Annotated in this window: 18 protein-coding genes; 5 read left to right on the top strand and 13 right to left on the bottom strand. The window is 72.3% G+C overall.

The window, feature by feature from the left end; all coding sequences use genetic code 11:
- The first annotated feature begins 71 nt into the window (after nucleotides 1–71).
- Nucleotides 72–4,973 (top strand): permease, encoded by a 4,902-nt coding sequence (locus tag ABZU53_RS00675; RefSeq protein ID WP_355063005.1) that lies wholly within the window; start codon nucleotides 72–74, stop codon nucleotides 4,971–4,973.
- A gap of 94 nt (nucleotides 4,974–5,067) precedes the next feature.
- Here ABZU53_RS00675 and purE read toward each other — a convergent pair whose 3' ends face one another.
- The 9 genes from purE to mca form a co-directional block, all read right to left on the bottom strand.
- Complete coding sequence (purE, locus tag ABZU53_RS00670; protein WP_355063003.1) at nucleotides 5,068–5,559, bottom strand: 5-(carboxyamino)imidazole ribonucleotide mutase; 492 nt, start codon at nucleotides 5,557–5,559, stop codon at nucleotides 5,068–5,070.
- A 31-nt stretch (nucleotides 5,560–5,590) separates the two neighbouring features.
- Entirely contained in the window at nucleotides 5,591–6,766 is a 1,176-nt protein-coding gene (locus ABZU53_RS00665; RefSeq protein ID WP_354854214.1) for a 5-(carboxyamino)imidazole ribonucleotide synthase, read from the bottom strand.
- 117 nt (nucleotides 6,767–6,883) lie between these two features.
- The gene (locus ABZU53_RS00660) at nucleotides 6,884–8,920 is read right to left on the bottom strand and encodes a thioredoxin domain-containing protein (RefSeq protein ID WP_355063001.1); all 2,037 of its coding nucleotides are present in this window, start codon (nucleotides 8,918–8,920) and stop codon (nucleotides 6,884–6,886) included.
- 41 nt (nucleotides 8,921–8,961) lie between these two features.
- Nucleotides 8,962–9,597: a restriction endonuclease subunit S gene (locus tag ABZU53_RS00655; RefSeq protein ID WP_354854210.1), complete on the bottom strand. Its 636-nt coding sequence runs from the start codon at nucleotides 9,595–9,597 to the stop codon at nucleotides 8,962–8,964.
- Complete coding sequence (locus ABZU53_RS00650) at nucleotides 9,594–10,655, bottom strand: N-6 DNA methylase (protein WP_355062999.1); 1,062 nt, start codon at nucleotides 10,653–10,655, stop codon at nucleotides 9,594–9,596. The genes ABZU53_RS00655 and ABZU53_RS00650 overlap by 4 nt, the downstream gene beginning before the upstream one ends.
- A 568-nt stretch (nucleotides 10,656–11,223) precedes the next feature.
- Nucleotides 11,224–11,907 (bottom strand): hypothetical protein, encoded by a 684-nt coding sequence (locus tag ABZU53_RS00645; RefSeq protein WP_355062997.1) that lies wholly within the window; start codon nucleotides 11,905–11,907, stop codon nucleotides 11,224–11,226.
- Nucleotides 11,908–12,158: 251 nt separating this feature from the next.
- On the bottom strand, nucleotides 12,159–14,639 hold the full coding sequence (locus tag ABZU53_RS00640; RefSeq protein ID WP_355063219.1) for a bifunctional diguanylate cyclase/phosphodiesterase: 2,481 nt from the start codon (nucleotides 14,637–14,639) through the stop codon (nucleotides 12,159–12,161).
- A gap of 230 nt (nucleotides 14,640–14,869) precedes the next feature.
- On the bottom strand, nucleotides 14,870–15,163 hold the full coding sequence (locus tag ABZU53_RS00635) for a hypothetical protein (RefSeq protein WP_354854204.1): 294 nt from the start codon (nucleotides 15,161–15,163) through the stop codon (nucleotides 14,870–14,872).
- A gap of 48 nt (nucleotides 15,164–15,211) precedes the next feature.
- Nucleotides 15,212–16,093: a mycothiol conjugate amidase Mca gene (gene mca / locus ABZU53_RS00630; protein ID WP_354854202.1), complete on the bottom strand. Its 882-nt coding sequence runs from the start codon at nucleotides 16,091–16,093 to the stop codon at nucleotides 15,212–15,214.
- A gap of 198 nt (nucleotides 16,094–16,291) precedes the next feature.
- On the opposite strand from mca, the gene ABZU53_RS00625 reads away from it, so the two are divergent.
- Nucleotides 16,292–16,732, top strand: coding sequence for a DUF4307 domain-containing protein (locus ABZU53_RS00625; protein ID WP_355062995.1), 441 nt, complete (start codon nucleotides 16,292–16,294; stop codon nucleotides 16,730–16,732).
- Between the two features lie 168 nt (nucleotides 16,733–16,900).
- Entirely contained in the window at nucleotides 16,901–17,398 is a 498-nt protein-coding gene (greA, locus tag ABZU53_RS00620) for a transcription elongation factor GreA (protein WP_354854199.1), read from the top strand.
- A 105-nt stretch (nucleotides 17,399–17,503) separates the two neighbouring features.
- Here greA and ilvA read toward each other — a convergent pair whose 3' ends face one another.
- The 4 genes from ilvA to ABZU53_RS00600 all read right to left on the bottom strand — a co-directional run bounded on the left by ilvA (nucleotide 17,504) and on the right by ABZU53_RS00600 (nucleotide 22,440).
- Nucleotides 17,504–18,724, bottom strand: coding sequence for a threonine ammonia-lyase (gene ilvA, locus ABZU53_RS00615; protein ID WP_355062994.1), 1,221 nt, complete (start codon nucleotides 18,722–18,724; stop codon nucleotides 17,504–17,506).
- Between the two features lie 124 nt (nucleotides 18,725–18,848).
- A complete protein-coding gene (locus ABZU53_RS00610; protein WP_355062992.1) occupies nucleotides 18,849–19,829 on the bottom strand; it encodes a DUF4328 domain-containing protein in 981 nt (326 codons plus the stop codon).
- A 46-nt stretch (nucleotides 19,830–19,875) separates the two neighbouring features.
- The gene (locus ABZU53_RS00605) at nucleotides 19,876–21,285 is read right to left on the bottom strand and encodes an amidase (RefSeq protein WP_355062990.1); all 1,410 of its coding nucleotides are present in this window, start codon (nucleotides 21,283–21,285) and stop codon (nucleotides 19,876–19,878) included.
- Nucleotides 21,286–21,297: 12 nt separating this feature from the next.
- Nucleotides 21,298–22,440: a cystathionine gamma-synthase gene (locus ABZU53_RS00600; protein ID WP_355062988.1), complete on the bottom strand. Its 1,143-nt coding sequence runs from the start codon at nucleotides 22,438–22,440 to the stop codon at nucleotides 21,298–21,300.
- Nucleotides 22,441–22,577: 137 nt separating this feature from the next.
- Here ABZU53_RS00600 and ABZU53_RS00595 point away from each other — a divergent pair, with 137 nt between their 5' ends.
- Together ABZU53_RS00595 and msrA are read left to right on the top strand one after the other, a co-directional pair.
- Nucleotides 22,578–23,000, top strand: coding sequence for an HIT family protein (locus ABZU53_RS00595; RefSeq protein WP_355062986.1), 423 nt, complete (start codon nucleotides 22,578–22,580; stop codon nucleotides 22,998–23,000).
- A 74-nt stretch (nucleotides 23,001–23,074) separates the two neighbouring features.
- Complete coding sequence (gene msrA / locus ABZU53_RS00590) at nucleotides 23,075–23,737, top strand: peptide-methionine (S)-S-oxide reductase MsrA (protein WP_354854188.1); 663 nt, start codon at nucleotides 23,075–23,077, stop codon at nucleotides 23,735–23,737.
- Nucleotides 23,738–24,051 lie beyond the last annotated feature (314 nt).

The following is a 24,051-nucleotide window of genomic DNA, read 5'->3' as shown; positions in this document are numbered from 1 at the left end:
AGTGTCGAAATCCGCGCCAGCTTTGGGCATGCTGCGACAGTGGGAGTCCACAGTGCGGGTGGAGGGGTGTCGTGGCGACCTTTCAATGCTCCTCGTGCGGTCGGGAGATCAAGCCGGCCGTGCGCTGCCCGCACTGCGGGGCCGACCAGCCCCAGTGGGTCGAACATCTGGCGGACATCGAGCGCTCGATCGCGGAGATGAAGGCACGCGACGCCGCCATCGCCAGCGAACAGCGGCAGATCGCCGCCAAGATGCAGGCCGCGCTCTTTCAACGGGACATCCTCGCCCACGCCGGTGAGGAGCGGATCAAGCAGGCCACCCGGCCCCGCCGGGTGCTGCGCCGCCGCCCCGGTCGCCGCCCGCCGACGGCCACCACCGGCGCGCCGCCGCCCCGGGTTCCGCGCCAGGGCACGCCGCACGTTCCGGACGATCCGCCGCCGCCCCCGCCCCGGGCGTCCTGGCTGGACGCCGACGACCCCGAGCACCCGCCGGAGGCGTCCTCGCGGGAGGTGCAGAACATCCCGCTCGGGCTGGGCGCGCTGCTGCTCGCCGTGGCCGCGGTGGTCTTCGCCGCGGTGGCGACGAGTTCGATGGACGCGCTGGCCCGCCTCGGCGTCCTGCTGGTCGCCACGGTGTTGATGCTGCTCGCACCGCCGGCGCTGGCCCGGCGCGGGCTCACCTCCACCGCGGAGACGATCTCCGCGGTGGGTCTGCTGCTCGTGCCGCTGGCCGGGTACGCGCTGTGGGCGGTGGACCGGATCGGCGACGGCGTCACCTCCGGCGCCGTCTTCGCCGGGCTGATCTTCGCGGCCACCGCCGCCGTGTCCGTCGGGTACGCCGCCTGGACCGGGCTGCGCGCGCCCCGCTTCGCGACAGTGGTCGCCGCGCAGCCGGTGCTGCCGCTGCTCGCGTACGACCGGATCACCGGGCCGGGCGGCTGGGCGCTGGTGCTGACCCTGGTGGCCCTCCTCGACCTCTGGCTGGCCCGCTCCCCGATCGTGGTGGAGCGCCCCGTCCGGCAGGACCTGCCGGACGCGGCCACCGGATCGGCGGCGCCCCGGCAACGTGCCGCCGAGGCGCGACCGGAGGCCGACCCGGAGGAGGCCGGCGAGCTGATCGACGCGGGCGCGGGCACCGTCGACGCCCGGCCCGCCCGCGCGGTTCCCGGGCTGCGCGAGCTGACCTGGTCGCTGCACGCGGTGGCCGTCGCGGTCGCCCTGGCGTACGCGGTCACCGCCCTGCTGCGGGCAGAGGCCGTACCGACGGCGACCGGTGCCGGACTGGTGCTCCTGCTGGCCGCCGCCGTCGGGCTGGCCGGCGCGCTGGTGCTGCGCCGCCCACCGCTGCCGGACGTGGCGGCCGGCATCCTCACCCTGGCCGTGATCGGCGCGTTCGGCCGGATCGTCTCCGTGGCCCTGCCCGGCCAGGCGTTGCTGCTGATCGCGGCGGTGATCACGGTGACCGGGCTGGCGGTACGCGCGGTCCCCGAGACCGCCCGACGCGGCCCGCAGATCGCCTCGGCGGTCGCCCTCACCGTCAGCGGACTGGTGGTCGCCGGAGGAGCACTGCGCGCCGGGGTCGCCCCGGTCCGGGCGGCACTGCCCGCGTGGAGCGCCGACCTGGACAGGTACCCGGCCGAGCTGGCCGCCGCCGTCGGCCCGACCACGTGGCAACTCGCCGCCGCCGCGTTCCTGCTCACCATCGCCGCGGTGCTGGCCCTGCCGCCGGAGATCCGCCGCGAGTTCGCGGTCGCCGGGGCCGCGCTGACTGCGCTCGCCGTACCGGCGTCGTTCGGGCTCGGCTGGGCCTCGGCGCCCTGGCCGATGGTGGTCACCGCGATCGGCATCGGGGTCATCGGCCTCTCCGCGCGTACCACCCGGGCCGCCCTGGCCCACGCGGCCGGCGCCGCCGTGGTGGGCCTGTTCGGCGCGGGCGCCGGCCTGTCCGGTCCGGCGCTCACCGCCGCGGTCCTGCTCACCCTCTTCGCGGCCGGCGCGCTGGTCGCGCTGGCGCCCCGGGTCCGGATCGCGTCGGCCGCCGCCGACACGGTCACGGACTGGGCCGCCGGAGGGGCGGCCTTCGCGCTGCCCGGAGCGGTGGCCGCGTTCGTGGCCGCGACCATGCCCGTCGACGAGACCCCCACCCCGGCCAGCCTCCGCGAGGCGACCGTCCCGGTGCTGGCGGCGAGCTTCCTGGCCGTCTGTGTGACCCTCGGGTACGCCGCCATGGTGCAGGTGTCCCAGCGGCGCATCCCGGCGCCCCTGTCTGTCGGCACCGGGCTGGGCGCGCTCGTCGTCACCGCCGCCGCCTTCGGCGCACCCGGTGCGACGGTCGCCGACGCCTGGGTCGGTGCGCTGCTGCTGGTCGCCGCGGTGCTGCTCTTCCTGGCCCCTTCGATCGACGCCGGCCGCCGCTCGGACCTCACCCTGGACGGGTCGGACCTGGCCGCCGCGGCGGTGACCACCGCCCTGATCGCCACAATGGTGCGGATCGCCGCGGTCCTCGCTCCGGGTGGGCAACTGGCGGTGGCCGCCGGCCTGGTCCTGGTGGTGGCCGTGGGCGCCCGTGCCATGCCCGAGGAGTGGCGACGCGGCCCGATCCTCGGCATCGCCGTCGGCGGCCTGCTCATCGGCGTGCTCGCCGGCTGGACGGCGCTGCGCGGTGGGGTCGGTGTGCTGGCCACCCCCGGGCCGATCTGGGACGGCGACCTGAGCGGCTGGCCGGCCGCGCCGACCGGCGGCGCGACCTGGCAGGCGCCGATCGCGCTGGTGCTGTTGGCCGTCGCCGCCGGCCTCCTGCTCCCGCCGCCCTGGCGGTGGGACGCGTCCGGCGTGGCCGTGGTGCTCGCCACGATCGGCGCACCGGCCGCGTTCGACCTGCCCTGGTGGTCGCCGGTGCTCGTCGGGGCCATGGTCGCCACCGTCTACGGGATGGCGGCGGTGGCCAGCGAGGAGGCTCGGGCCGGGCTGTCCCGGGCCACCGTGGCCGGGGTGGTCGCGCTGCACGGGGCCGGTGCCGGCCTGGTTCGCCCGTGGACCACCGCGCTGGCGCTGGGCAGCATCGCGCTGATCGGCATCGTGGTGGCCGCGCTGGCGCGCGTCCTGGCCGGGCCGCAGGTGACCGACCTGGAGACCGAGGGCATGCCGCCGCACCTGGCGCAGATCGGTGGCGCGGCGGCCGGCGCCGCGCTGCTCGCGCTGCCCGGCGCGGTGGCGGCGCTGGCCGTCGAGTTCCAGCACTCGGCACAGGTGGTGCTGACCGCCGCGCTGGCGGCGTCCAGCCTCGGTCTGGCCGGCGTCGCCGCGGTACGCCGGCACGTTCCGCAGTACCTGCCCTGGGTCAGCGTGGCCGTGGTCGGCGGTGCCAGCATCAGCGCGCTCGCCGCCATCCCCACCGGGCTCCCGGCCGGGGTCTACGCGGCCGCCGCCGCGTTGCTCGGTGTCCTCGCCGAGCTGATCCGCGCGGCGACCGTGCCGCCCACCGGTTCCGCCCAGCCGGTCCGCCGCTGGGCGGTGCTCCTCGACGGTGCGCTGCGGCGACTGCCGGACGACCCGGACCGGCGGCGGTGGCGGGTCAGCCCCTCCGCCGGGGCGCTCGCGGCCGCCGCGTTGCCGACCGCCCTGGCGGTCGCGTCGATCGCGCCCGCCCTGGTCGTCGCCCTCGTCGAGCCACACCGCACGTTGAGCCGGATCTGGCAGGGTCCGCCGCCGGAGCTGCTCACGCCGCCGGCGGACGTGGTCAACCCGACCCACGTGCTGACCGCGCTGCTGCTCACCGCGACGGCGGCCCTGGCCGCTACCGGGTTCAGCGGCGGACGGCGGTCCCGTGCCGTACCGGTGGTGCTACCCGGCGCTGCCGTCACGCTGCTGATCGCGCCCATCGCGCTGGGCAGTGGGTGGCCGGCGAGCACGCTCGCCGCGCTCTCCGTCTTCACCATCTCCATGCTCGGCCTCGCCCTGACCCCGCCACCGCCCCTCGTCGAGCCGGCCCGTTCGCTGCGGCTGGCCCGGGTGCTGGTCTTCGCCATCGGCCTCGCCGCCGGTGGGGCCGGCCTGGCCGGCAGCCTGGCCGACCGGCAACTGACCCTGTTCACCCTCGGGGGCGCGGTCGGCGTGGGCGTGGTGGCGGCCCTGTTCGGCACCACCCAGCGGGCGCGCATCCTCGGCTGGCTCTTCGCCTCGCTGATGGCCCAGCTCTTCGTGCTCACCGCCGGCCTGATCGTCGGGCTGGCAGCGGTCTGGTCCGCGTTCGGGGTGCTCGCCGTCGGAGCGGTCCTGCAGGTGTTCGCCGCGACCCTGCCCCGACTGCGCCGCCCGGAGGCGCAGCGCGAGGCCGCCACCGTGCAGTGGAGCGGGTACGCGGCGGCCCTGATCGCGCTGGCGCTCGCCTTCGACTCCCCCCGGCACATCGCCGCCCTGCTGGCCGCCTGGGGAGCGGTCCTCGGCGTGGCGGCGACCCGTCCCGGACGACGGCCGGTGGAACGCCGAATCCTCTTCTGGGCTGTGGTGTTCTGCGAGATCACCGCCTGGTGGATCCTGATGCGCGTCGCCGACGTGGCGCTGCCCGAGGCGTACACGCTGCCGTTCGCCGCGCTGGCCCTGCTGGTCGGCGTGCTCGAACTACGGCACCGACCGGATCTGAGCAGCTGGGTGGCGTACGGGCCGGCGTTGGTCGCCGCGTTCCTGCCGACGCTGGCGATCGTGCTGGCCACCGATTCCAGCACGTTGCGGCAGATGCTGCTGCTGCTCGGTGCGGTGGCGGTGCTGATCTTCGGCTCGTCCAGCCGGCAGCAGGCCCCGGTGATCGTCGGCGCGTCGGTCACCGCGATCGCCGCGATCCACGCGCTGTTCAGCCTCGGTCCGTGGCTGGCGCTGATCCCCGTGGGGCTCCTGCTGCTCGTCCTCGGGGCCAGCAACGAACGCCGCCGCCGCGCCCAGGAACGCCTCCAGACCGCGCTACGCGGCATGAGATGAAACGGAGGGTCACGGCGGCGTGGGTGGGTGGGGACGGTGAGTGGGCCGGGTTCGTGCGCCGGTCACCGTCACCCGGCCGGGTTGGCCGCAGGGGTTACGGGAGGGTGGCTTGGAGGGCTGCGTCCTTGGTCTTGATGAGCTGCTCCAGGTCCCGCTGGTACGTCGCCATCCGGGCGCGCAGGGTCTCGTCGGAGGCGCCGAGGATCCGGACGGCCAGCAGGCCGGCGTTGCGGGCGTTGCCGATCGACACGGTGGCCACCGGAATCCCCGCCGGCATCTGCACGATGGACAGCAGCGAGTCCATCCCGTCGAGGTGCTTCAACGGCACCGGCACGCCGATCACCGGCAGCGGCGTCACCGAGGCGACCATGCCCGGCAGGGCGGCGGCGCCACCGGCACCGGCGATGATCACCTTGAGCCCCCGGTCGGCGGCGTCGCGACCATAGTCGATCATCGCGACCGGCGTCCGGTGTGCCGAGATGACCCGCACCTCGTAGGACACCTCGAAGTCGTCCAGCACCTCGGCGGCGGCCCGCATCGTGGGCCAGTCCGAGTCGCTACCCATGATCAGTCCGACCGTGGTCACCGGGGTCCTCCTTGGTTCGCGGCCGCCCCGGTCACTCATGCCCCATGCGCAGCCAGCGTGCGGCCCGCGCCGCCCGCGCCCGTACGTCGTCCAGGTCGTCGCCGAGCACCGTGACGTGCCCGATCTTGCGGCCGGGGCGTACCTGCTTGCCGTAGAGGTGCACCTTGGCGCCCGGCTCGGCGGCGAAGAGGTGGTGCAGCCGCTCGTCGATCGACATTCCGCCCGGCTCGCCGCCGAGGACGTTCGCCATCACGACCACCGGCGCGGTCAGCGCGGTGTCACCCATCGGGTAGTCCAGCACCGCCCGCAGGTGCTGCTCGAACTGCGAGGTCCTGGCGCCCTCAATGGTCCAGTGCCCCGAGTTGTGCGGGCGCATGGCCAGCTCGTTGACCACGATCGCCGGCCGGCCCGCGTCGTCGCGCACCTCGAACAGCTCCACGGCCAGCAGGCCGACCACGCCGAGCGCGGTGGCCAGGTCGATGGCGAGCTGCTGAGCGGCGACGGCCAACTCCTCGTCCAGGCCGGGCGCCGGGGCCAGCACCTCGACGTTGATGCCGTCGCGCTGGACCGTCTCGACAACCGGGTACGCGGCCACCTGCCCGAACGGCGAGCGGGCCACCTGCACGGCGAGTTCGCGACGCAGCGGCACCCGCTCCTCGACGATCAGCCGGGTGCCTCCGGCGAGCAGCGTGGTCGCCAGCTCGGTGGCCTGGGTGGCGTCGTCCACCATCCAGACACCCCGACCGTCGTAGCCGCCCCGGGCCGCCTTGAGCACCACCGGCCAGCCGACCTGCTCACCGAAGCCGACCAGGTCGGCGGGCTCGCTGACCGGCCGCCACACCGGGTTGGGAGCGCCCAGCTCGGTGAGGCGTTCCCGCATCACCCGCTTGTCCTGGGCGTGCAGCAACGCGTCCGCCGGCGGGTACAGGGTCACCCCTTCGGCCGCCAGGGTGCGGATGTGCTCGTTGGGCACGTGCTCGTGGTCGAAGGTGACCACGTCACAGCCCTTGGCGAAGGTGCGCAGGGCGGCCAGATCGGTGTGGTCGCCGTACTGGACGTCGGCGGCGACCAGCGCCGCGCCGTCGTCGGGGGCGCTCGCGAGCACACGCAGTGACTGGCCGAGGGCGATCGCGGCCTGGTGGGTCATCCGGGCCAACTGGCCGCCACCCACCATGCCGACAACAGGCAGACCGGTACGGGAATCCATAGCGCGGCCAGCCTATCCGGGCGGCCGCCGTGCCGATCCGCAGGGCCGGTGACCCACCTCGACAACGCCGCGCCGACCGCCCGGTGCGCGGCGCCGGCAACTACCGGGCGCTACAACTCAACCCAGCTCGGCGACCAGGTCCTCGACCGAGGTGACCGGTCGCTGGCAGACGAAACCCCGGCAGACGTACGCGGCGGACCGTCCGTCGACCAGCGGCCGGTCGGCGAGCAGCGGCACCCCGGGCTGGTCCGGGCGACCGGCGACCACCACCGCTCCGGGCGGGGCGTGCCGCCGAGCCGCGGCCACCAGCGGATCGCCGGCCGGGTCGTCGGTCGCCACAGCGATCTCGTACGGCCCGGAGAGCAGCGCCTCGCCGACCATGGCCGCGTACCCGGCGAACCGGGCGTGCCGCCCGACGATCGGCGCCACGGTGGCGAGCGCGGTCTCGGCGGCCTCCCGATAGTGCGTCTCCCCGGTCAGCGCGGCGTACGACACGAGGCCGGCGATCAGCGCCGACCGACCCGACGGGGTGGCGTTGTCGGTCGGATCAGCCGGCCGGGCGATCAGCCGCTCCGCGTCGTCGGCCGTGTCGTAGTACGCGCCCCCGGGCGCGGCGAAGTGCTCCAGCGCGGTGTCCAGCAGTTGACCGGCCAGGCTGAGCCAGCGACCCTCGCCGGTGAGCTGGTGCAGCGCGCAGAACGCCTCGGCCACGCAGCCGTAGTCCTCCAGCACCCCGGCCGGCTCGCCGACCCTGCCGTCGCGCGAGACCCGGCGCAGCCGGCCGTTGACCAGGTGCACGGTGGCCAGGTGCTCGGCGGCGTCGCGCATCGCGCCGTCGGCGACGATGGTGACGCCCTCCATCAGGTTGGCGTCCTCGTCCTGCGGTGACGCGTACAGCGCGGCGACCTGGAGGAACTCGGCGATCGCGGTGATCGCCAGCCCGTTCCAGGCGGCCACCACCTTGTCGTCGCGGGCCGGCTGGGGCCGGGTGTCGCGGGCCGCGAGCAACTGCCCGACCACCCGCTGCCAGCGGGCCCGGATCTCGGGCGCGACGTCGTCGACGTCCCGGGCGAGCCGGAGCACGCTCATGCCGTGCTCGAACGTGCCAGCCTCGGTCACCGTGAACAGGTCGGCGGCCCACCGGCCGTCCTCGTCGCCGAGCGCCTCGACGAGCTGCGCCGGCGTCCAGGCGTAGGTGAGCCCCTCGACGCCCTCGGTGTCGGCGTCCAGCGCGGACGCGAACCCCTCCCCCGGCCGGTGCAGCTCGTCGGCGAGGAACCGGGCCGTGTCCCGGGCGACCCGACGGGCCAGCGGGTCGCCGGTCAGCCGCCAGAGCTGCGCGTAGACGCGCAGCAGCAGCGCGTTGTCGTAGAGCATCTTCTCGAAGTGCGGCACCGTCCAGTGCGCGTCCACCGAGTAGCGGGCGAAGCCGCCGGCCAGCTGGTCGTAGATGCCGCCCCGGGCCATCGCCTCGGCGGTGTGCCGGACGATCTCCAGGCTGCGCGGGTCGCCGGTGCGCTGGTGGTGGCGCAGCAGGAAGAGCAGGTTCATGTGCGGCGGGAACTTCGGGGCGCCCCCGAAACCGCCGTTCGTCGCGTCGTACTCACTCGCGAGGTTGGCGGCCGCGGCGTCGAGCAGCGGGCCGTCCAGCGGGGCGGTGGGGCCGCCCACGGCCTGTGCGCCGCCGATCGCCTCGACCACGGCGGCGCCCTGGCGCAGCACCTCGTCCCGCTGGTCCTTCCAGGCGGTGGTGACCGACTGGAGCAGGCGGGTGAAGTTGGCGCGCGGGAAGTAGGTGCCGCAGAAGAACGGGGTGCCGTCCGGGGTGGCGAAGACAGTCATCGGCCAGCCGCCCTGCCCGGTCATCGCCTGGGTGGCGGTCATGTAGACGGCGTCGACGTCGGGGCGCTCCTCACGGTCCACCTTGATCGACACGAAGTTGTCGTTCAGCAGGGCGCCGACCTGCGCGTTCTCGAACGACTCGTGCGCCATGACGTGGCACCAGTGGCAGGCCGCGTAGCCGACCGAGATGAGCACCGGGACGTCCCGTCGCTTCGCCTCGGCGAATGCCTCGTCGCACCAGGGCCACCAGTCGACCGGGTTGTCGGCGTGCTGGAGCAGGTACGGGCTGGTGGCGTCGGCGAGTCGGTTCACCCGACGACCATAACCAGCCATGCCAGAAGAGTGTGAAAAAGCTACCCACGAAGCGCGAGCCGGTCCGGCCTTTCACCTCGCATCATCATTCCGGCCAGCGTATTCCGTGTCTGCGCTGCCAACCGACTCAGCGTGGCGTGTGCCTCGACCTGCGCATCCAACAGCGCGAGAGCACGAGCGATCTCTTGCTGATCCTCAAGGGGCGGAAGCACTACCGGCAGGCCAGCGAGCACTGCCGCGCTCATCGACGGCACAGCCGTACCCCGGGCTCGCCGCCGTACCCACTCCTGCGCCTCGGGCAGCGCGAGGTAGTAGGCGAGATACCGCGACACCACTCGATGAGGACGTACCCTCATCAGGCTGGTGGAGAAAAGCCACCCGTTGCATGCCGACGGAATCCATGCGAGTCGGCCAACCGTGCCGGTTCGGGTGACAACGATGTCGTCCAGAACGACGGTGTAGGGCGCGAGAGCGGCCGCCACATCGGCACGGACGCGGCTGACAGCACCCGGCTGGACCCGCCCGTCATGTAGGTCCTTTGGAGCGATCATGCCTACGCCGTCCGCGCTGCGGTCGTCCGTCTTCACAGCCGCTCCCGAGGGCCCGGACCGAATATCGGCGACATCTCCCAGACTGGACTCCGCCCAGCCTCGGGGTACGACATCCAGCAGGCTCATCCTTCGCTGAACCCCCTCAACATCTTGCGGACGTCGGCATCTGCCTCTTGCGCAGCATCGGTCAATCGAACCAACTCTTTCGCCAGCGTCCAGAAGTCCGCCTCGGAGTCGCGGTCCGGTGCGATCGGGCCAGGCTCCACGTAGCTCGGCGGAAACAACGAGTAGTTCTGTTTGGCAATGGCAGCCGCCGTGGCTGTCGCGCTGAAGCCGGCCCGCGGGACAAACGTGCCGTCCGTCCGGAGGGCCAACCGCCAGCGTCGATACTCCTGGGACACTTCCTCGATGTCCTGCGGCGCCAACTGCCGGCGGGTCCGCGTGGACATGACGCCCAGCTTCTGGGCGTCGATGAAGAGCATCTCACCGCTCTGTCCGGATGGACGTTGCACCAGCCACAGGGTCACCCCGATCGATGTCCCCCGGAAGAGCTGCGTGGGCAGGGCCACCACTGCGGTAAGCGCTCCATCCTCGACAAGAGCTCGCCGGATTTCCCGATCCCGGTGACTGAGGGTGAAGGCGGCACCATTGGGCATTATGACTCCGCCCCGCCCATTCTCGTCGAGCGATTCGACGACGATTTGCAGCCAGTTAAACTCCCGCCTGCGGGAGGGTCCATACCGCCGATGCATCACGTCGGCTTCCGCCAGCGAGCCGAAAGGCGGATTCGATACCACGACGTCGAACCGGTCACTGACAGGCATCGCGGGTGAAGCCGGCTCCGACCTCGACACGAGGGCACTCGCCCCATGCATGGAAAGGTTCATCTCCGCCAGTTCCACGAAAGCTGGTTCGGGGTGCGAACCCCTCACGACAACGGGTACGGCACCGCCCTCTCCAGCCACACGGTTGACCTCGACGAGAAGTTCTCCCGTGCGGCAGAACGGATCGAAACAACGCGAGCCAGCAGTGATCGGACCAACCATCTCCGCAATCAGCCGAGCGGCCGATCGAGGGGTGACAAACTCGTACGACAGGTCGTCGCCGAGCTGGTCGAGCGCGTGCTCGAAGACGGCGAGGAGATCAGACGGCTCCGCGGCCACGCTGTCAAGGAGGTCGATCACGCGACCCAAGGGGCGCAGAGTCGCCGGTGGCGCGTCGACCAACCGCTCGGCAATCCTAGCCGACTCGAACAAGCCAGCGTCTGCGAATACGCCGGCGAACTGATTATTTCGTTGGGCCGGCTGGTTGAGTAGAAGATGGTGCCAGACCACCGGTCGGAAGCGGCGCAGGAATACGAGCGCCAGGACGACGTGCCAAAAAACACCATCGCGGGTCGCCGATCGGTGAAGGTCCGCCGTAAGACCGACGACCTCCCTGACCAGTCGGCAATCCCCTTCGGATGCGGACTCTTCCCTCTGCGCTCCGGGCTGCGCACTTGGTTCCACACGGCAGCCGTATGTACTACCCGGCAGTTCGTCATCCCGGAGCGACTTCATAGGTATTGGACGCCGAGAGAGCCAGGCGACCACCTCGTCTCGTTGGAAAAGTTGTCCGCGAGGCGTTTCGACCGGTCTCGGGAAGTTGGAGTACCGACGCTCCCAGTTGGTGACGGCCGGGCGTTCCACGCCCGCGAGGCGTGCGATGTCAGATCGGGAAACGAGATCTGCGCCGAGGGTGTCCATGCGAGCCTCAGAAGCCCGGCCGCGCTATTCGCGAACGTAAATCTACGCGTCGCATAAGGACCGTCTCGACTCGATCCAGCCCTCGGATCTCCTTTGCCAGCGTGGGATCCATCCTGCCCAACAGGAGATAGAGCTTGCGGTGGTCGGCGGCCAGGTCCCGGTGGTGGATGGGCTCGTAGTGCATGATCCTGTTCCGCAGCAGCCGCATGGTTTCGAACGCCTCGTGCAGTTCAGCCCTTCGGCCAGAGTAATGCGGGAACGCCAGGTGCAGCGTCGGGACCCAGAGCAACCGGTCGTAGGAGGAGCCGCGGTGATTGCTGAGCAGAGAAACCCAGAATCCAAAGCTCAGTTCGGCGACGACATCATCGGCCGTGGGTGGCGTCAGGCCCCTGCGACGGCACTTGAGCGTCGCTTCGGTCACCAGTCGGATGCCGTGATCGGTCAGGGGAACCGACGCCGACGCCCACCAGTCCGATCGACCGAATCGGCGGCAGAGTTGGTCGTGTAGAGCATTCCTGAGCGCAACTTCGAGACAGTGCAGCGGTCCGTAGAAGGCAGCAGATACCTCGATGTTCCACCAGTAGAGCCCCACCGCTTCATCCGGATCCTGCCCGCTCTCCGTCAGGTACGGGTTCAGTCGCGGGACGGAGAACGCTCGGCGAATCCAGTCCGGCAGGTCGTCGGCGCTCATGCTCAGTCACTCCGTCCGAACGGGTTACCTGCGTGGGTTGGCGTGGTACCGTGAAGGACGTAAGCCCCGGGTCCGCCTCTGCTCTGCATGCCGCCCGGGGCACGGCTTTGTCCGGGCAGGAGTGCCTGGCCCTAGCGATGCAGGGCGGTGCGGCCAGCGCTCCCCAGGTGCAGTAGGAACTTACCGCCCCGGTGTCCGGTTCTGCAAGCGCACTCCGCTACGCAATTCCTGTTAACCCCCGGCTTTCCTCGTCAGGAGGCGCCGTCGGCGCGTAGCCGGAAGACGTTCGACTCGGCCGAGTCGCGCAGCGACCCGAGCACCGCGCCGATCTTGTCCGCCGGCATCGGCTTGAAGAAGTGGTAGCCCTGCGCCGACGTGCAGCCCAGCTCGGCCAGGGCCAGCCGCTGCTCGGCCGTCTCCACACCCTCGGCGACCACCCGCAGCCCCAGCTCGTGGGCGAGCCCGACGGTGGTCCGGACGATCGCCGCGGCCTCCGGCGAGTCGGTCATCCGGATCACGAACGAGCGGTCCACCTTCAACTCGTCCACGGCGATCCGGGTGAGGAAGGTCAACGAGGAGAAGCCGGTGCCGAAGTCGTCCACCGCGAGCTGCACACCCATCGACCGGAGCGTGGCGAGCACCTCGTCGATGATCTCCAGCTCGCTCATCACCACCGTCTCGGTGATCTCCAGGACCAGCCGGTGCGGCGGCACCTGATGTCGGCGCAGCGCGTCGGCGATCTCCGCCGGCAGGCGCGGGTCGAGCAGACTGCGCGCGGAGAGGTTGACCGAGATCGGGACGTCCAGCCCCTCGCGGGCCCAGCCGGCGGCCACGCCGAGCGCCTTGTCGAGCACGTAGCGGGTGAAGGTGCCGAGCTGCTCGCTGTTTTCCACCGGGCGGATGAAGTCGGCCGGGTTCAGCCAGCCACGGCGGGGGTGCTGCCAGCGGATCAGCGCCTCCACCCCGGTGGGCGCGCCGGTGGCCAGGTCGACCGCCGGCTGCAACGCCAGCACCAACTGGTCGTCGACCTTCAGCGCCTCGCGCAGCTCGGCCAGCAGGGCCAACTGGTCGGTGCTGGCCGCGTCCCGGGTGCTGTCGTACGCGGCGACGCTGCCGCCGCCCTCCTTGGCCTGGTACATCGCGATGTCCGCGCGGCGCAGCAGCTCGGTCAGGTCGGCGGTGCCGGCGTCGGCGACCACCACCCCGACGGAGACCTCGATGGACATCCGCACCCCGGCCACCTCGGTCGGTGCGGCCAGCCGCTCGGCGATCTCGCGAGCCTGCCGCAGCGCGTGCGCCATCGGCGCGGCCCGGTCGCCGAGCACGGGGACCGAGGTGAGCAGCAGCGCGAACTCGTCGCCGCCGAGCCGGCCGAGCAGGTCACCGGGGCGGGCCAGCGCGCTGAGCCGGTTGGCGGTCAGCCGCAGCAACTGGTCGCCGGCCGCGTGCCCGAGGGTGTCGTTGACTTCCTTGAACTGGTTGATGTCCAGCAGCAGCAGCGCAACCGGGTGGTCGTGGGCGAGCTGCCGCAGCGACTGGTCGCCCTTGCCGAGCATCGCCGTACGGTTCGCCAGCCCGGTGAGCGGGTCGTGCACCGCCTCGTACGACGATCGGGCGGTGACCAGCCGCAGCTCGCGATGGGTCGCGGCGTCGTGCAGGGCGGCGGCGAGCGCGTCGCCGAAGGCCGCCACCGCGTCCCGTTCCCGGGTCGCGGGTGGAGCGGAGCGCGGGAACCGGACCCGTAGCTGGCCGACCGGCGCGGCGCCCACCGACAGGGGACGGACCAACTCGTACTCGTCGGGCTCCGACCGGTCCGGAGGGCTCACCTCCCGGTCGAGCAGCCGACCGCCGGCGTCTCCCCGGTAGCGACGCCACCTGCCGTCGGCCCGGGCCACGTCGACGTCGACCAACTCGGCGTTGAACAGCGCCAGCGCGCCGGTCACCGCCGCGCTGGCCACGCCCCGCTCGTCGAGCTGGTTGAGGGCCGCGGTGGCCTCGGCGAAGGCACGCCACGTCCGGCGTTCCTGGTCCGCGCGCAGCCGGTAGCGGTAGGTCTGTTGCAGCAGCCAGAGCAATGGCGGGAGCAGCAGCAACCAGCGCGGATCCAGTTCCAGCAGCGCGACCACGACCAGGCCGACCGCCACGTTGCCCACGAACATCAGCAGCTTGCCGCGCAGCGCGGCGAGCAGCGGCGGCCCGATGGGCAGCCCGTGCCGCAGACCCAGCGTCACGCCACCGAGCCACGCGGTCACCAGGAGGTAGGTCACCGAACCGGCGATCACGGCCAGCGCCAGCATCGGCGTCGGCGAGGCGAGCAGCGGATGCCCCAGGGCGGTGGTCACGGTCACGGCCAGCGCCGACGCGGCAGTCAGCGACGCGGCGATCCGGACGATCTCCAGCGGCGGGCGACGGTCGCTGTGCAGCGACAGCGCCGTCCAGGCCAGCCCGGTGCCGAGCAGGGTGGCCGACGGCAGCCAGCCGGCCGGCGCGAGGTAGAGGCAGACGATCAGGGCGGCCTCGCCCCAGGTGATGCTGACCATGCCGGCGGAGGTGCGGAAGCGAAGCCGGGCGAGTTGGGCCACGGCGAGGACGGCGACGGCGATGCCGAAGCGGGCCGGAGCACCAAGAGGATCATCGGACGGCAGCCCGGCCGGAAGGGTCAGACCGACCACGGCGGCGGCCAGAGCCGTCACCGTCACCGCAGCCGTCAGCACGAGCAGCCGGGCTGGCATGCCGTGCACCCCGAGACGGTCGAACGGGTCGCCGCCCGTGCCGGAGGTCATCGACCTCCCCCGTCAGCCGACCGACCGACGGTACGGCGGGCGGCCGGTGCTGTGACGGTCATCGGCGCCCCCTTCCGCGCACGGCTCGGGGACTTTTGGTCCCCCCGGCGGAAGGCTAAGCCAAACCGGGTGGTCGCAACAGGGGTCCACCACCCGGTTCGGCGTGAATCATGCGCGGACTACCCGTTCCGCTGCTGCTGGTGCCCATTGGGAGCGCGCGTGGATGAATCATGCGCGCTGGTCCCGTCTGTCGGATCGACGACTGAAGCGTCGGCCCTGGTCGCATCGGTCGGCCGCCCCTGCTGGGGAAACCGGTCGGGCAGACGCCGCAGCCGGGCGTTCATGTTACGGATCAGCAGGATGGTCGCGGCGGACAGCAGCAGGATGAGGAAGAGGCCCATCGGTCCGGCCAGACCACCCGTGCGGGTGTCACCGAAGTTGTTCTCCGCGAGCACCTGGGCAGCGGTCAGCATGGCGTTCCTCCGTTGTGCGACTGCCTACCAGGGTAGCCCCGGCCGGAATCAACCCGCGTGCGCCGTCTCCCGCACTCCGGCGAAGAGGTCGGACTCGGGCAGCGGGCTGTCCACCACGGTGCGCGCCAGCTCGAAATCCTCCGTCGGCCAGGCACGCTGCTGCAGCTCCATGGGCACGTGGAACCAGAAGCCGTCCGGGTCGACCTGGGTGGCGTGGGCGCGCAGCGCGTCGTCCCGGACGGGGAAGTATTCGGCGCAGTCCACCCGGGTGGTGATGCGGGGGCCCTTGTCCGGACGCTCGTCCCAGCGCTTGAGCCAATCCTCGTACGGCGACTCGGCGCCGGTGGCGAGCATGGCCTCGTGCAGGGCCATGATCCTGGCCTTGGAGAAACCGATGTCGTAGTAGAGCTTCAGCGGCTGCCAGGGGGCACCCAGCTCCGGGTAGCGCTCCGGGTCGCCGGCGGCCTCGAACGCGGCCACGCTCACCTTGTGGCACATGATGTGGTCGGGGTGCGGGTAGCCACCCTCCTCGTCGTACGTGGTCACCACGTGCGGACGGAACTCACGCATCAGGCGCACCAGCGGGCCGGCCGCCACCTCGACGTCCTGGAGCGCGAAGCAGCCCTCGGGCAGCGGCGGCAGCGGGTCACCCTCGGGCAGGCCGGAGTCGACGAACCCGAGCCAGGCCTGGTCGACGCCGAGGATCGCCCGCGCGGCGTCCATCTCGGCGCGCCGGATCTCCGCGATGTTGGCCCAGACGTCAGGCCGGTCGAGCTTGGGGTTGAGCACGCTGCCGCGCTCACCACCGGTGCACGTCACCACCAGCACGTCCACCCCCTGGGCGACGTACTTCGCCATCGTCGCCGCACCCTTGCTCGACTCGTCGTCCGGGTGCGCGTGGACGGCCATGAGACGCAGCTGCTCTGCCAACTTCGGCGCTCCTCGTCTGTGCCGGCCGGTGGACCCGACCGGGCTCGACCGGCTGACCTGCCGGGACCCTCCTCGCCCCGCTGCCGGTCGGCACCGCGGGGCCCGACCTGCCATTCCTGCCGTTTGGCCGGGCTGGGAGGATGGACTTCTGCCATTCTTGCCGATGCCGCCGACAACAACGCCAGGAGATACCCGCCGGTGACCGAGACGCACGCCACAATTTCACCGGGCGCGCCGGTTTTCCCCGCCGGCCGCTACGGTCGCCGCCGGGCGCCCGGCGGGGGCCGCCGCCGTACGCTGCTGGCCGCGCTGGTCCTCCTGGTGCTGGTGACGGTGCTGAGCCTGATCTCGCTGCGGCTCTACCGGCAGTACGGCGACCCGGTCTACGACGCTCAGGTGATCACGTACACCGACATCACGGACAGCCAGGTGGTCGTCGACTTCCGGGTGACCGTGCCGTCGGGCGGCTCGGCGGTCTGTGTGCTGCGCGCCCGGGACCGCGCCGGCGTCGAGGTGGCCCGCGAAGAGGTCACGGTGAGCGCCGCACCCGGCGACCGGCACGTCACCACCCGGCACCGTCTGAGCACCTCCGCCAGACCGTTCATCGGCGAGGTGCTGCGCTGCCGGCCTCCTGCCTGAGCTGCGCAGACGTCACTCCGCAACGCCTGCGGTCAACCCGTCGCGGCGCGTCGACCGCGAGTGCCGGAGGCGGACACCGGCGGTGATCGCCGCCACGCTGTGTCGTACCGCACTGGTAACTTGGTAGTTCACCTGTCAGCCAGCCACGCACAACTGAGGAGAACGCCTGTGTCCACTGGCAACGAGGCGCCCGCCACCTGGCTGTCCCAGGACGCGTACGACCGCCTCCAGGCCGAGCTCGACGAGCACATCGCCAACCGGCCGGCGATCGCAGCCGAGATCAACGCTCGGCGCGAGGAGGGTGACCTGCGCGAGAACGGCGGCTACCACGCCGCCCGCGAGGAGCAGGGCAAGGCCGAGGGTCGCATCCGCTACCTGCAGGAACTGCTGCGCACCGCCAAGGTCGGCGAGGCCCCGACGGCCGACGCGGTGTCGCCCGGCATGGTCGTGACGATCTACTTCGACGACGACGCCGACGACACCGAGACCTTCCTGCTCGGCTCACGGGAGATCGCCGCCACCACCGACCTCACCGTCTACAGCCCCGAGTCGGCGCTCGGTAAGGCGATCCTGGGTGGCCGCTCCGGGCAGACCTGCACCTACACGGCCCCGAGTGGCGCCGACATCAAGGTGACCGTGGTCAGTTTCGAGCCGTTCTCCGGCTGAGCGTCACGCGGCTCTGCGCCGCGGTCGCCGAGCGGCTTTTCAGGGCACAGGGCACCTGAGCGCCGTCTGACGTGTGCCGCCGCCGAGGCGTGACACCCACCCGTGTCACGCCTCGGCGGCGAAGACCACCTGGTAACCACTGGCCCGCAAGGCGCTGATCAGCGTGTCGGAGTGCTCCACACCACGGGTCTCCACCGACAGCGCCACCTCCACCTCCCCGAGGCCCAGGTGCGGATTGGCCCGCTGGTGTTCCACGTCCACCACGTTGGCCCGGTGCTCGGCGATCTGGCTGAGCAGCGACGCGAGTTGCCCCGGCCGGTCCGAGCAGCGCACGGTCACCCGCAGGTAGCGACCCGCGGCGGCCAGCCCGTGCTCGATCACCCGCATCATCAGCAGGGGGTCGATGTTGCCGCCGGAGAGCACCGCGACCACGGGCGTCTCCACCTCCACCACGCCGGCCAGGAGCGCGGCCACGCCGACCGCCCCGGCCGGCTCGACGACCTGCTTGCCCCGCTCCAACAGCATCAGCAGGGCCCGGGAGATGTCCTCCTCGGTCACCGTGACGATCTCGTCGACGAGCTTGCGGACATGGTTGAACGTGATCTCCCCCGGTCGCCCGACCGCGATGCCGTCCGCGATGGTGGCGAAGGCGGGCAGCCGGACCGGTTCCCCGGCCAGCAGGGAGGGCGGGAAGGCCGCCGCGCCGGCCGCCTGCACGCCGATGATGCGGACGTCGGGCCGCAGTGCCTTGGCGGCCACCGCCATGCCCGAGATCAGGCCGCCGCCGCCCACCCCGGTGATGATCGTCCGCACGTCCGGGCACTGTTCGAGGATCTCCAACGCCACCGTGCCCTGCCCGGCGATCACGTCCCGGTGGTCGAACGGGTGGATGAGCACCGCGCCGGTGCGCTCGGCGTACGTCTGCGCCGCCACCAGCGACTCGTCGACCGTGTTGCCGGCCAGCTCGACCTGCGCGCCGTACCCCTTGGTGGCGGCGACCTTCGGCAGCGGCGCGTTGACCGGCATGAAGACCGTCGCGTGCGTGCCGACCAGCCCGGCGGCGAGAGCCACTCCCTGGGCGTGGTTACCGGCGCTCGCCGCGACCACGCCGCGTTCGCGCTCGGCCGCCGACAGCCGGGAGATCCGCACGTACGCGCCGCGCACCTTGTACGAGCCGGCGCGCTGCACGTTCTCGCACTTGAGCCAGGTCGGTCCGCCCAGTGCCGCGCTCAGTGGCCGGCAGGGCTCCAGCGGGGTGGTCCGGACGACGTCGGCGAGCAGTTTCCGCGCAGCCCGTACGTCGTCGAGGCCGACCAGTTCCGTCATGCCCCCGATCGTGCCATCCGGCCCCGGCGTCCCCTGCGGCGACACCGGGTTGATCCACTCGACATCCCCGATGTCGCGGTATCAACCGCGCCCGGACACCGCCACATCAGCGATCCCGAGTGGATCACGGTGTCGGCGCGGCCTCCGGTGCGGCAGGGCCCGCGGGGGCCGCCGGGGCCGCGGCAGGACCCGCCGGGGCCGCGGCAGGAGCCTCTGGCGGGGCAGGGGCCGCCGGGGTCGCCATCGTCGGAGCCGGACCGGCCGAGGGCGGAGCGGACGCGGGCCACACCGGCGCCGCCGGCCACACCGGCGCCCCCGGCCAGACCGGGGCGGTCGGCCACACCGGGGCGGCGCGGGCGATCCGGGCCTCCTGCGCGGCGGAGATCCGGTGGATCAGCAGGATCAGCGTCACCGCGGCGATTGCGCAGCCCAGCGCGGGCAGCGTGTTGCGGAGCAGGGAGTCCCGGTAGTAGTCGACGTACGCCTGGTAGCCGGCGTCGGTGAACGGGGTCTCCGGCAGCCGGTTGTACGCCTGCTCGTCCACGCGGCTGCGCACCCGGTCGCCGACGCTGAACACCAGCCAGGCGCACCACCAGACGACCACGAGGGTCGGCGTGAACCGCCGCCAGAGGCTGTCCCGCGCCACGCCCGCCACCACCCGGGCCGGCACCACGAAGTTCGCGAAGGGCACCAGCCAGCCGGCGATCGCCCAGCCGGCCCCCAGCGTCGGCAGGGCGCCGGGGAAGGCGTCGGTGTTCTTCCGCGCCCGCCACGTCCAGATGATCACCAGTACGGCGGCGGTGAGGTGCGCCACCACCATGGGCAGCGACAGCAGCCCTCCGACGATCGCCGCGCCGAGCAGCAGGTCCACGTCGTCGTTAACCCTGGCCTGCCGGGCCATCGCCATCCCGATCAGCGGGGACAGCGCCACCACCAGGTAGAGCAGGGCGGTCGCGCCGACGGCGATGTTCGCCGCCAGGCCGATCCCGCGTACCCGGTAGGTCGGCAGACCCGGCATGACGGCGGGCTGGCCCAGCGGCGTGTAGCAGCGCTGGCAGTCGTTGTGCTCGGGGGACGTGGGGTCCCCGCAGGTCTGGCAGCGCATTGGTGTCCCCCGGGTCCGCGCGACGTTGCGCGCACACGGTAGACGATCATGCGGCGGCCGGCGACCCCGTTCCGACGAGGGGATAACCGGGGGCGTGACGCGACCACGGGGCGGCCATCTCGAACTGACCGGCCACGCCGAGCAGCAGCAGTTCCGAGCCGGGCGGGCCGACGATCTGCACGGCGACCGGCAGGCCGTCGGGCCGGCGGCCCACCGGCACCACGATCGCCGGCAGGCCGGCGATGTTCCACGGTGCGGCGTACGGGGCGTACCGGATGTTGGCCGACATGTTCGCCCGCCAGGACCGCTCGGACCAGCGCCCGGCCTCCGGCGGCGCGCTGGCCAGCGCGGGGGTGAGCAGCAGGTCGACCGAGTGGTCGGTGAAGAAGTCGACCGACCGCTGCCGCCAGGCGGCCCGGTCGGCCTCCCGGACGTAACCGCGACGCTGCGCCCACTCGCCCAGCGCGACGTGCCGCCGGGTGCGGCGCTGCAGGCCGCGTCGGTCCAGCCCGGCGGCCCGGACGTCGGTGGCGGCCGCGGCGAACCAGGTGGCGATGCCCTGCAGGCCCAGGGCCGTGGGGTAGACCGGATCGGCGGGTACGGTGTCGTGTCCGGCGGCGGCGAGCAGCCGGCCGGCGGTGGCCACCGCGTCCCGGTTGGGCGCGTCCGGGGAGACGCCGCGCACCGGGGAGCGCAGTGAGACACCCACCCGCAGCCGCTGCGGCGGGACCAGCTTCTCCGCTCGCCGGCCGGCGAGCACCGAGAAGCCGACCGCGGCGTCCGCGACAGTGCTGGTCAACATGCCGTGCTCGGTGAGACCGAACCAGTCGTCCGCGCCAAGCTGGCAGGGCACCACGCCCCGGCCGGGCTTGAGACCGACCAGGCCACAGCAGGCCGCCGGGATCCGGATCGAGCCGAGCCCGTCGTTGCCGTGCGCGATCGGCACCAGACCGGCGGCGACCGCGGCGGCGGCGCCGCCCGAAGAGCCACCGGGGGTACGCGTGTTGTCCCACGGGTTGCGGGTCACCGCGCTGTCGTCGTCGGTGAGTGCCCACAGCCCCAGCTCCGGCATCCGGGTGACTCCGAGAATCACCGCGCCCGCGCCGCGCAGCCGACGCACCACCTCGTGGTCGGCCTCCGCGACGTCGGTCCGCACGGCTGCCGACCCGTTCCAGGTGGGCAGGCCGGCGACCGGGGTGTTCTCCTTGACCGCCACCGGCACCCCGGCCAGGGGGAGGTTGGCCAGGTCCTCCTGCTCGTCGACCTTCTCGGCCTCGGTGATCGCCTCGCCGCCGCGAACGGCGCGGAAAGCCGCCAGCTCGCGGTCGGCCGAGGCGATGTACTCCAGGTGGTCGGCGACGACCTGGGTGGCCGAGACGTCACCCCTGCGTACGCCCCGGGCGATCTGCTTGGCGGTCGCCCCGACCCAGGTCGACATGATGTCCTGCACGGCCATCCTCCCCAGCGGTCAGCCCAGCGCCTGCTCCAGATCGGCGAGCAGGTCGTCGACCGTCTCGATGCCGACAGACAGTCGCACGAGATCGCCGGGAACTTCAAGCGGCGAGCCGGCAGCACTTGCGTGTGTCATCCGGCCCGGGTGCTCGATCAGGGATTCCACGCCGCCGAGCGACTCGGCGAGCACGAAGAGCTTCGTGCGGTTGCAGATCTCCACGGCGTGGTCCTCACCGCCGGAGGCGCGGAACGAGATCATGCCGCCGAACCGACGCATCTGCTTCGCGGCCACCTCGTGACCAGGGTGCGAGGGCAGCCCGGGGTAGATCACCTCGGCCACCTGGGCGTGCCCGTCCAGGTACGCGGCGAGCCGCTCGGCGTTGTCGCAGTGCCGGTCCATGCGTACCCCGAGGGTCTTGATGCCGCGCAGGGTGAGCCAGGCGTCGAACGGGCCGTTGATCGCGCCCATCGCGTTCTGGTGGTAGCGCAACTCCTCGCCGAGCCCGGCGTCGGCGACGACGAGCGCGCCACCGACGACGTCGGAGTGCCCACCGACGTACTTGGTGGTGGAGTGCACCACCACGTCCGCGCCGAAGGCGATCGGCTGCTGGAGGTACGGCGAGGCGAAGGTGTTGTCGACAACCAGCAGCGCGCCCGCGTCGTGCGCCACGGCGGCCAGGGCGGCGATGTCGGCGATGCCGAGCAGCGGGTTCGTCGGCGTCTCCACCCAGACGATCTTCGTCCGACCGTGCTGCACGGCGGCCCGGACCGCGGCCGCGTCGGAGACCTTGGCGGGGGTGAACTCCAGGCCCCAGCGCTGGGCCACCCGGGCGAAGAGCCGGTAGGTGCCGCCGTACGCGTCGTCCGGGATGATCACGTGGTCGCCCGGCTGGCAGACGGCCCGCAGCAGGGTGTCCTCCGCGGCCAGGCCGCTGGCGAAGGCGAGGCCCACCGGCCCGCCCTCCAGCGCGGCCAGGCACTCCTGGAGGGCGTCGCGGGTCGGGTTGCCGGAGCGGCTGTACTCGTAGCCGAGCCGGGGCGCGCCGACGGCGTCCTGGGCGTACGTGCTGGTCTGGTAGATCGGCGGGATCACCGCGCCGGTGCGGGCCTCAGGGTCCTGACCGGCGTGAATGGCGAGCGTCTCGAAGCCGTGACTCATTCTGGTGAGGCTAGTGCCCCCGTCCGGCGGGCTGGAACGGAACCCGCGCTCCGGGTGGGGACGGGCCTGTCCGGCCCGGCCCCCACGTGCCGGCCAGGGGGCGGCGGGCCGGTCAGCCGGCGACATAGCCTGGGGCGATGAGCGGGTGCGTGTTCTGCGGGATCGTGTCGGGTGACGTGCCGGCGTTCCGGGTCGCCGACGAGCCGGACGGGGTGGCGTTCCTGGACACCCGGCCCGTGTTCAAGGGGCACGTGCTGGTGGTGCCCCGGGCGCACCTGGTGACCCTGGCCGAGCTTCCGGCCGACCTGCTGCCCGGCTACTTCGCGCTGGTCCAGCGGCTGGCGGTGGCGGTGGAGGCCGCTCTGGGGGCGGGTGGGACGTTCGTGGCGCTGAACAACAAGGTGTCCCAATCCGTCCCGCACCTGCACACCCACGTGGTGCCGCGAACCAAGGGCGACGGGCTGCGGGGTTTCTTCTGGCCGCGCACCCGGTACGCCGACGACACCGACGCACAGACCTACGCCGACCGGATCGCCGCCGGCCTGGGTGGCGGGGCCTGAGTCACAGTGGCACGGGTAAGGAAGAAAGACCCACCGGTGTTACACGCTGGGAGAGGTACGAGAGGAGTCCCACCGTGTTCCTGCGCCGTATGAACGCCGAGATGATTTCGCCCGAGCAGGCCCTGCCGGGCCGGCCGATCGCCATGCCGGTCGCCGACCGCCACGAGGTGCTGGGCACCCCGCTGAAGGGCCCGTTCCCGGAGGGTCTCCAGGTCGCCGTCTTCGGCATGGGCTGTTTCTGGGGTGCCGAGCGGCTGTTCTGGACGCTGCCCGGCGTCTACACCACCTCCGCCGGCTACGCGGGCGGCATCACCAAGAACCCGACGTACGAGGAGACGTGCTCCGGCCGGACCGGGCACGCCGAGGTCGTCCAGGTGGTGTACGACCCCAGCAAGATCACGTATGAGGACCTGCTGAAGGTCTTCTGGGAGAACCACGACCCGACCCAGGGCATGCGCCAGGGCAACGACGTGGGCACCCAGTACCGGTCGGCGATCTACACGACCAATGACGAGCAGCGGGCCATCGCGGAGTCGTCCCGGGACGCCTTCCAGCCGATCGTGAGCCGGGCCGGCAAGGGTGAGATCACCACCGAGATCGCCCCGCTCGGCAGCTACTACTTCGCCGAGGACTACCACCAGCAGTACCTCGCCCCGACCAAGAACCCGAACGGGTACTGCAACCACGGCCCGAACGGGCTGAGCTGCCCGGTCGGCGTGGCGCGTACCGCTGGCTGACCCACCTGCTTGAGCGCGATGCCCGGCCGCCGACGAGGTGGCCGGGCATTCCCGTCTGGCCCTGTGATCGAAATCCGTTGCCGCGCCCGGCGAGAACTCGATAACGTGGCCGTACACGTGAAAGGAGGTGGTCCAGACTTGTATAGCAATCGGACTCGTGAGGTGGCTGTCAGCTAGCCGCTGTCCTCGACAGTGATCCGTCCGCCGCAAGGCGGGCAACCAGTACGACCGTCGAGACCGTGTGGCAGCGGTGCGGCGAATCCACGACAGCCACCCGACCCCCGGGGTGCCGGCCAAGTCCAGCCGGCCCGCGC

Source organism: Micromonospora sp. NPDC005194, from assembly GCF_040608335.1.
Classification (GTDB): domain Bacteria; phylum Actinomycetota; class Actinomycetes; order Mycobacteriales; family Micromonosporaceae; genus Micromonospora.
Note: the sequence above shows the minus strand (reverse complement) of the source record. Positions and strands in the feature narration are given on the sequence as shown.

Excerpts from the sequence above, each read along its gene's own strand:
- ABZU53_RS00665 (WP_354854214.1), bottom strand. The coding sequence starts at position 6,766 with ATGGATTCCCGTACCGGTCTGCCTGTTGTCGGCATGGTGGGTGGCGGC.
- ABZU53_RS00655 (WP_354854210.1), bottom strand. The coding sequence starts at position 9,597 with ATGAGCCTGCTGGATGTCGTACCCCGAGGCTGGGCGGAGTCCAGTCTG.
- ABZU53_RS00645 (WP_355062997.1), bottom strand. The coding sequence starts at position 11,907 with ATGAGCGCCGACGACCTGCCGGACTGGATTCGCCGAGCGTTCTCCGTC.
- ABZU53_RS00640 (WP_355063219.1), bottom strand. The coding sequence starts at position 14,639 with ATGCCAGCCCGGCTGCTCGTGCTGACGGCTGCGGTGACGGTGACGGCT.
- ABZU53_RS00635 (WP_354854204.1), bottom strand. The coding sequence starts at position 15,163 with ATGCTGACCGCTGCCCAGGTGCTCGCGGAGAACAACTTCGGTGACACC.
- ilvA (WP_355062994.1), bottom strand. The coding sequence starts at position 18,724 with ATGACGGAACTGGTCGGCCTCGACGACGTACGGGCTGCGCGGAAACTG.
- ABZU53_RS00610 (WP_355062992.1), bottom strand. The coding sequence starts at position 19,829 with ATGCGCTGCCAGACCTGCGGGGACCCCACGTCCCCCGAGCACAACGAC.
- ABZU53_RS00605 (WP_355062990.1), bottom strand. The coding sequence starts at position 21,285 with ATGGCCGTGCAGGACATCATGTCGACCTGGGTCGGGGCGACCGCCAAG.
- ABZU53_RS00600 (WP_355062988.1), bottom strand. The coding sequence starts at position 22,440 with ATGAGTCACGGCTTCGAGACGCTCGCCATTCACGCCGGTCAGGACCCT.
- ABZU53_RS00595 (WP_355062986.1), top strand. The coding sequence starts at position 22,578 with ATGAGCGGGTGCGTGTTCTGCGGGATCGTGTCGGGTGACGTGCCGGCG.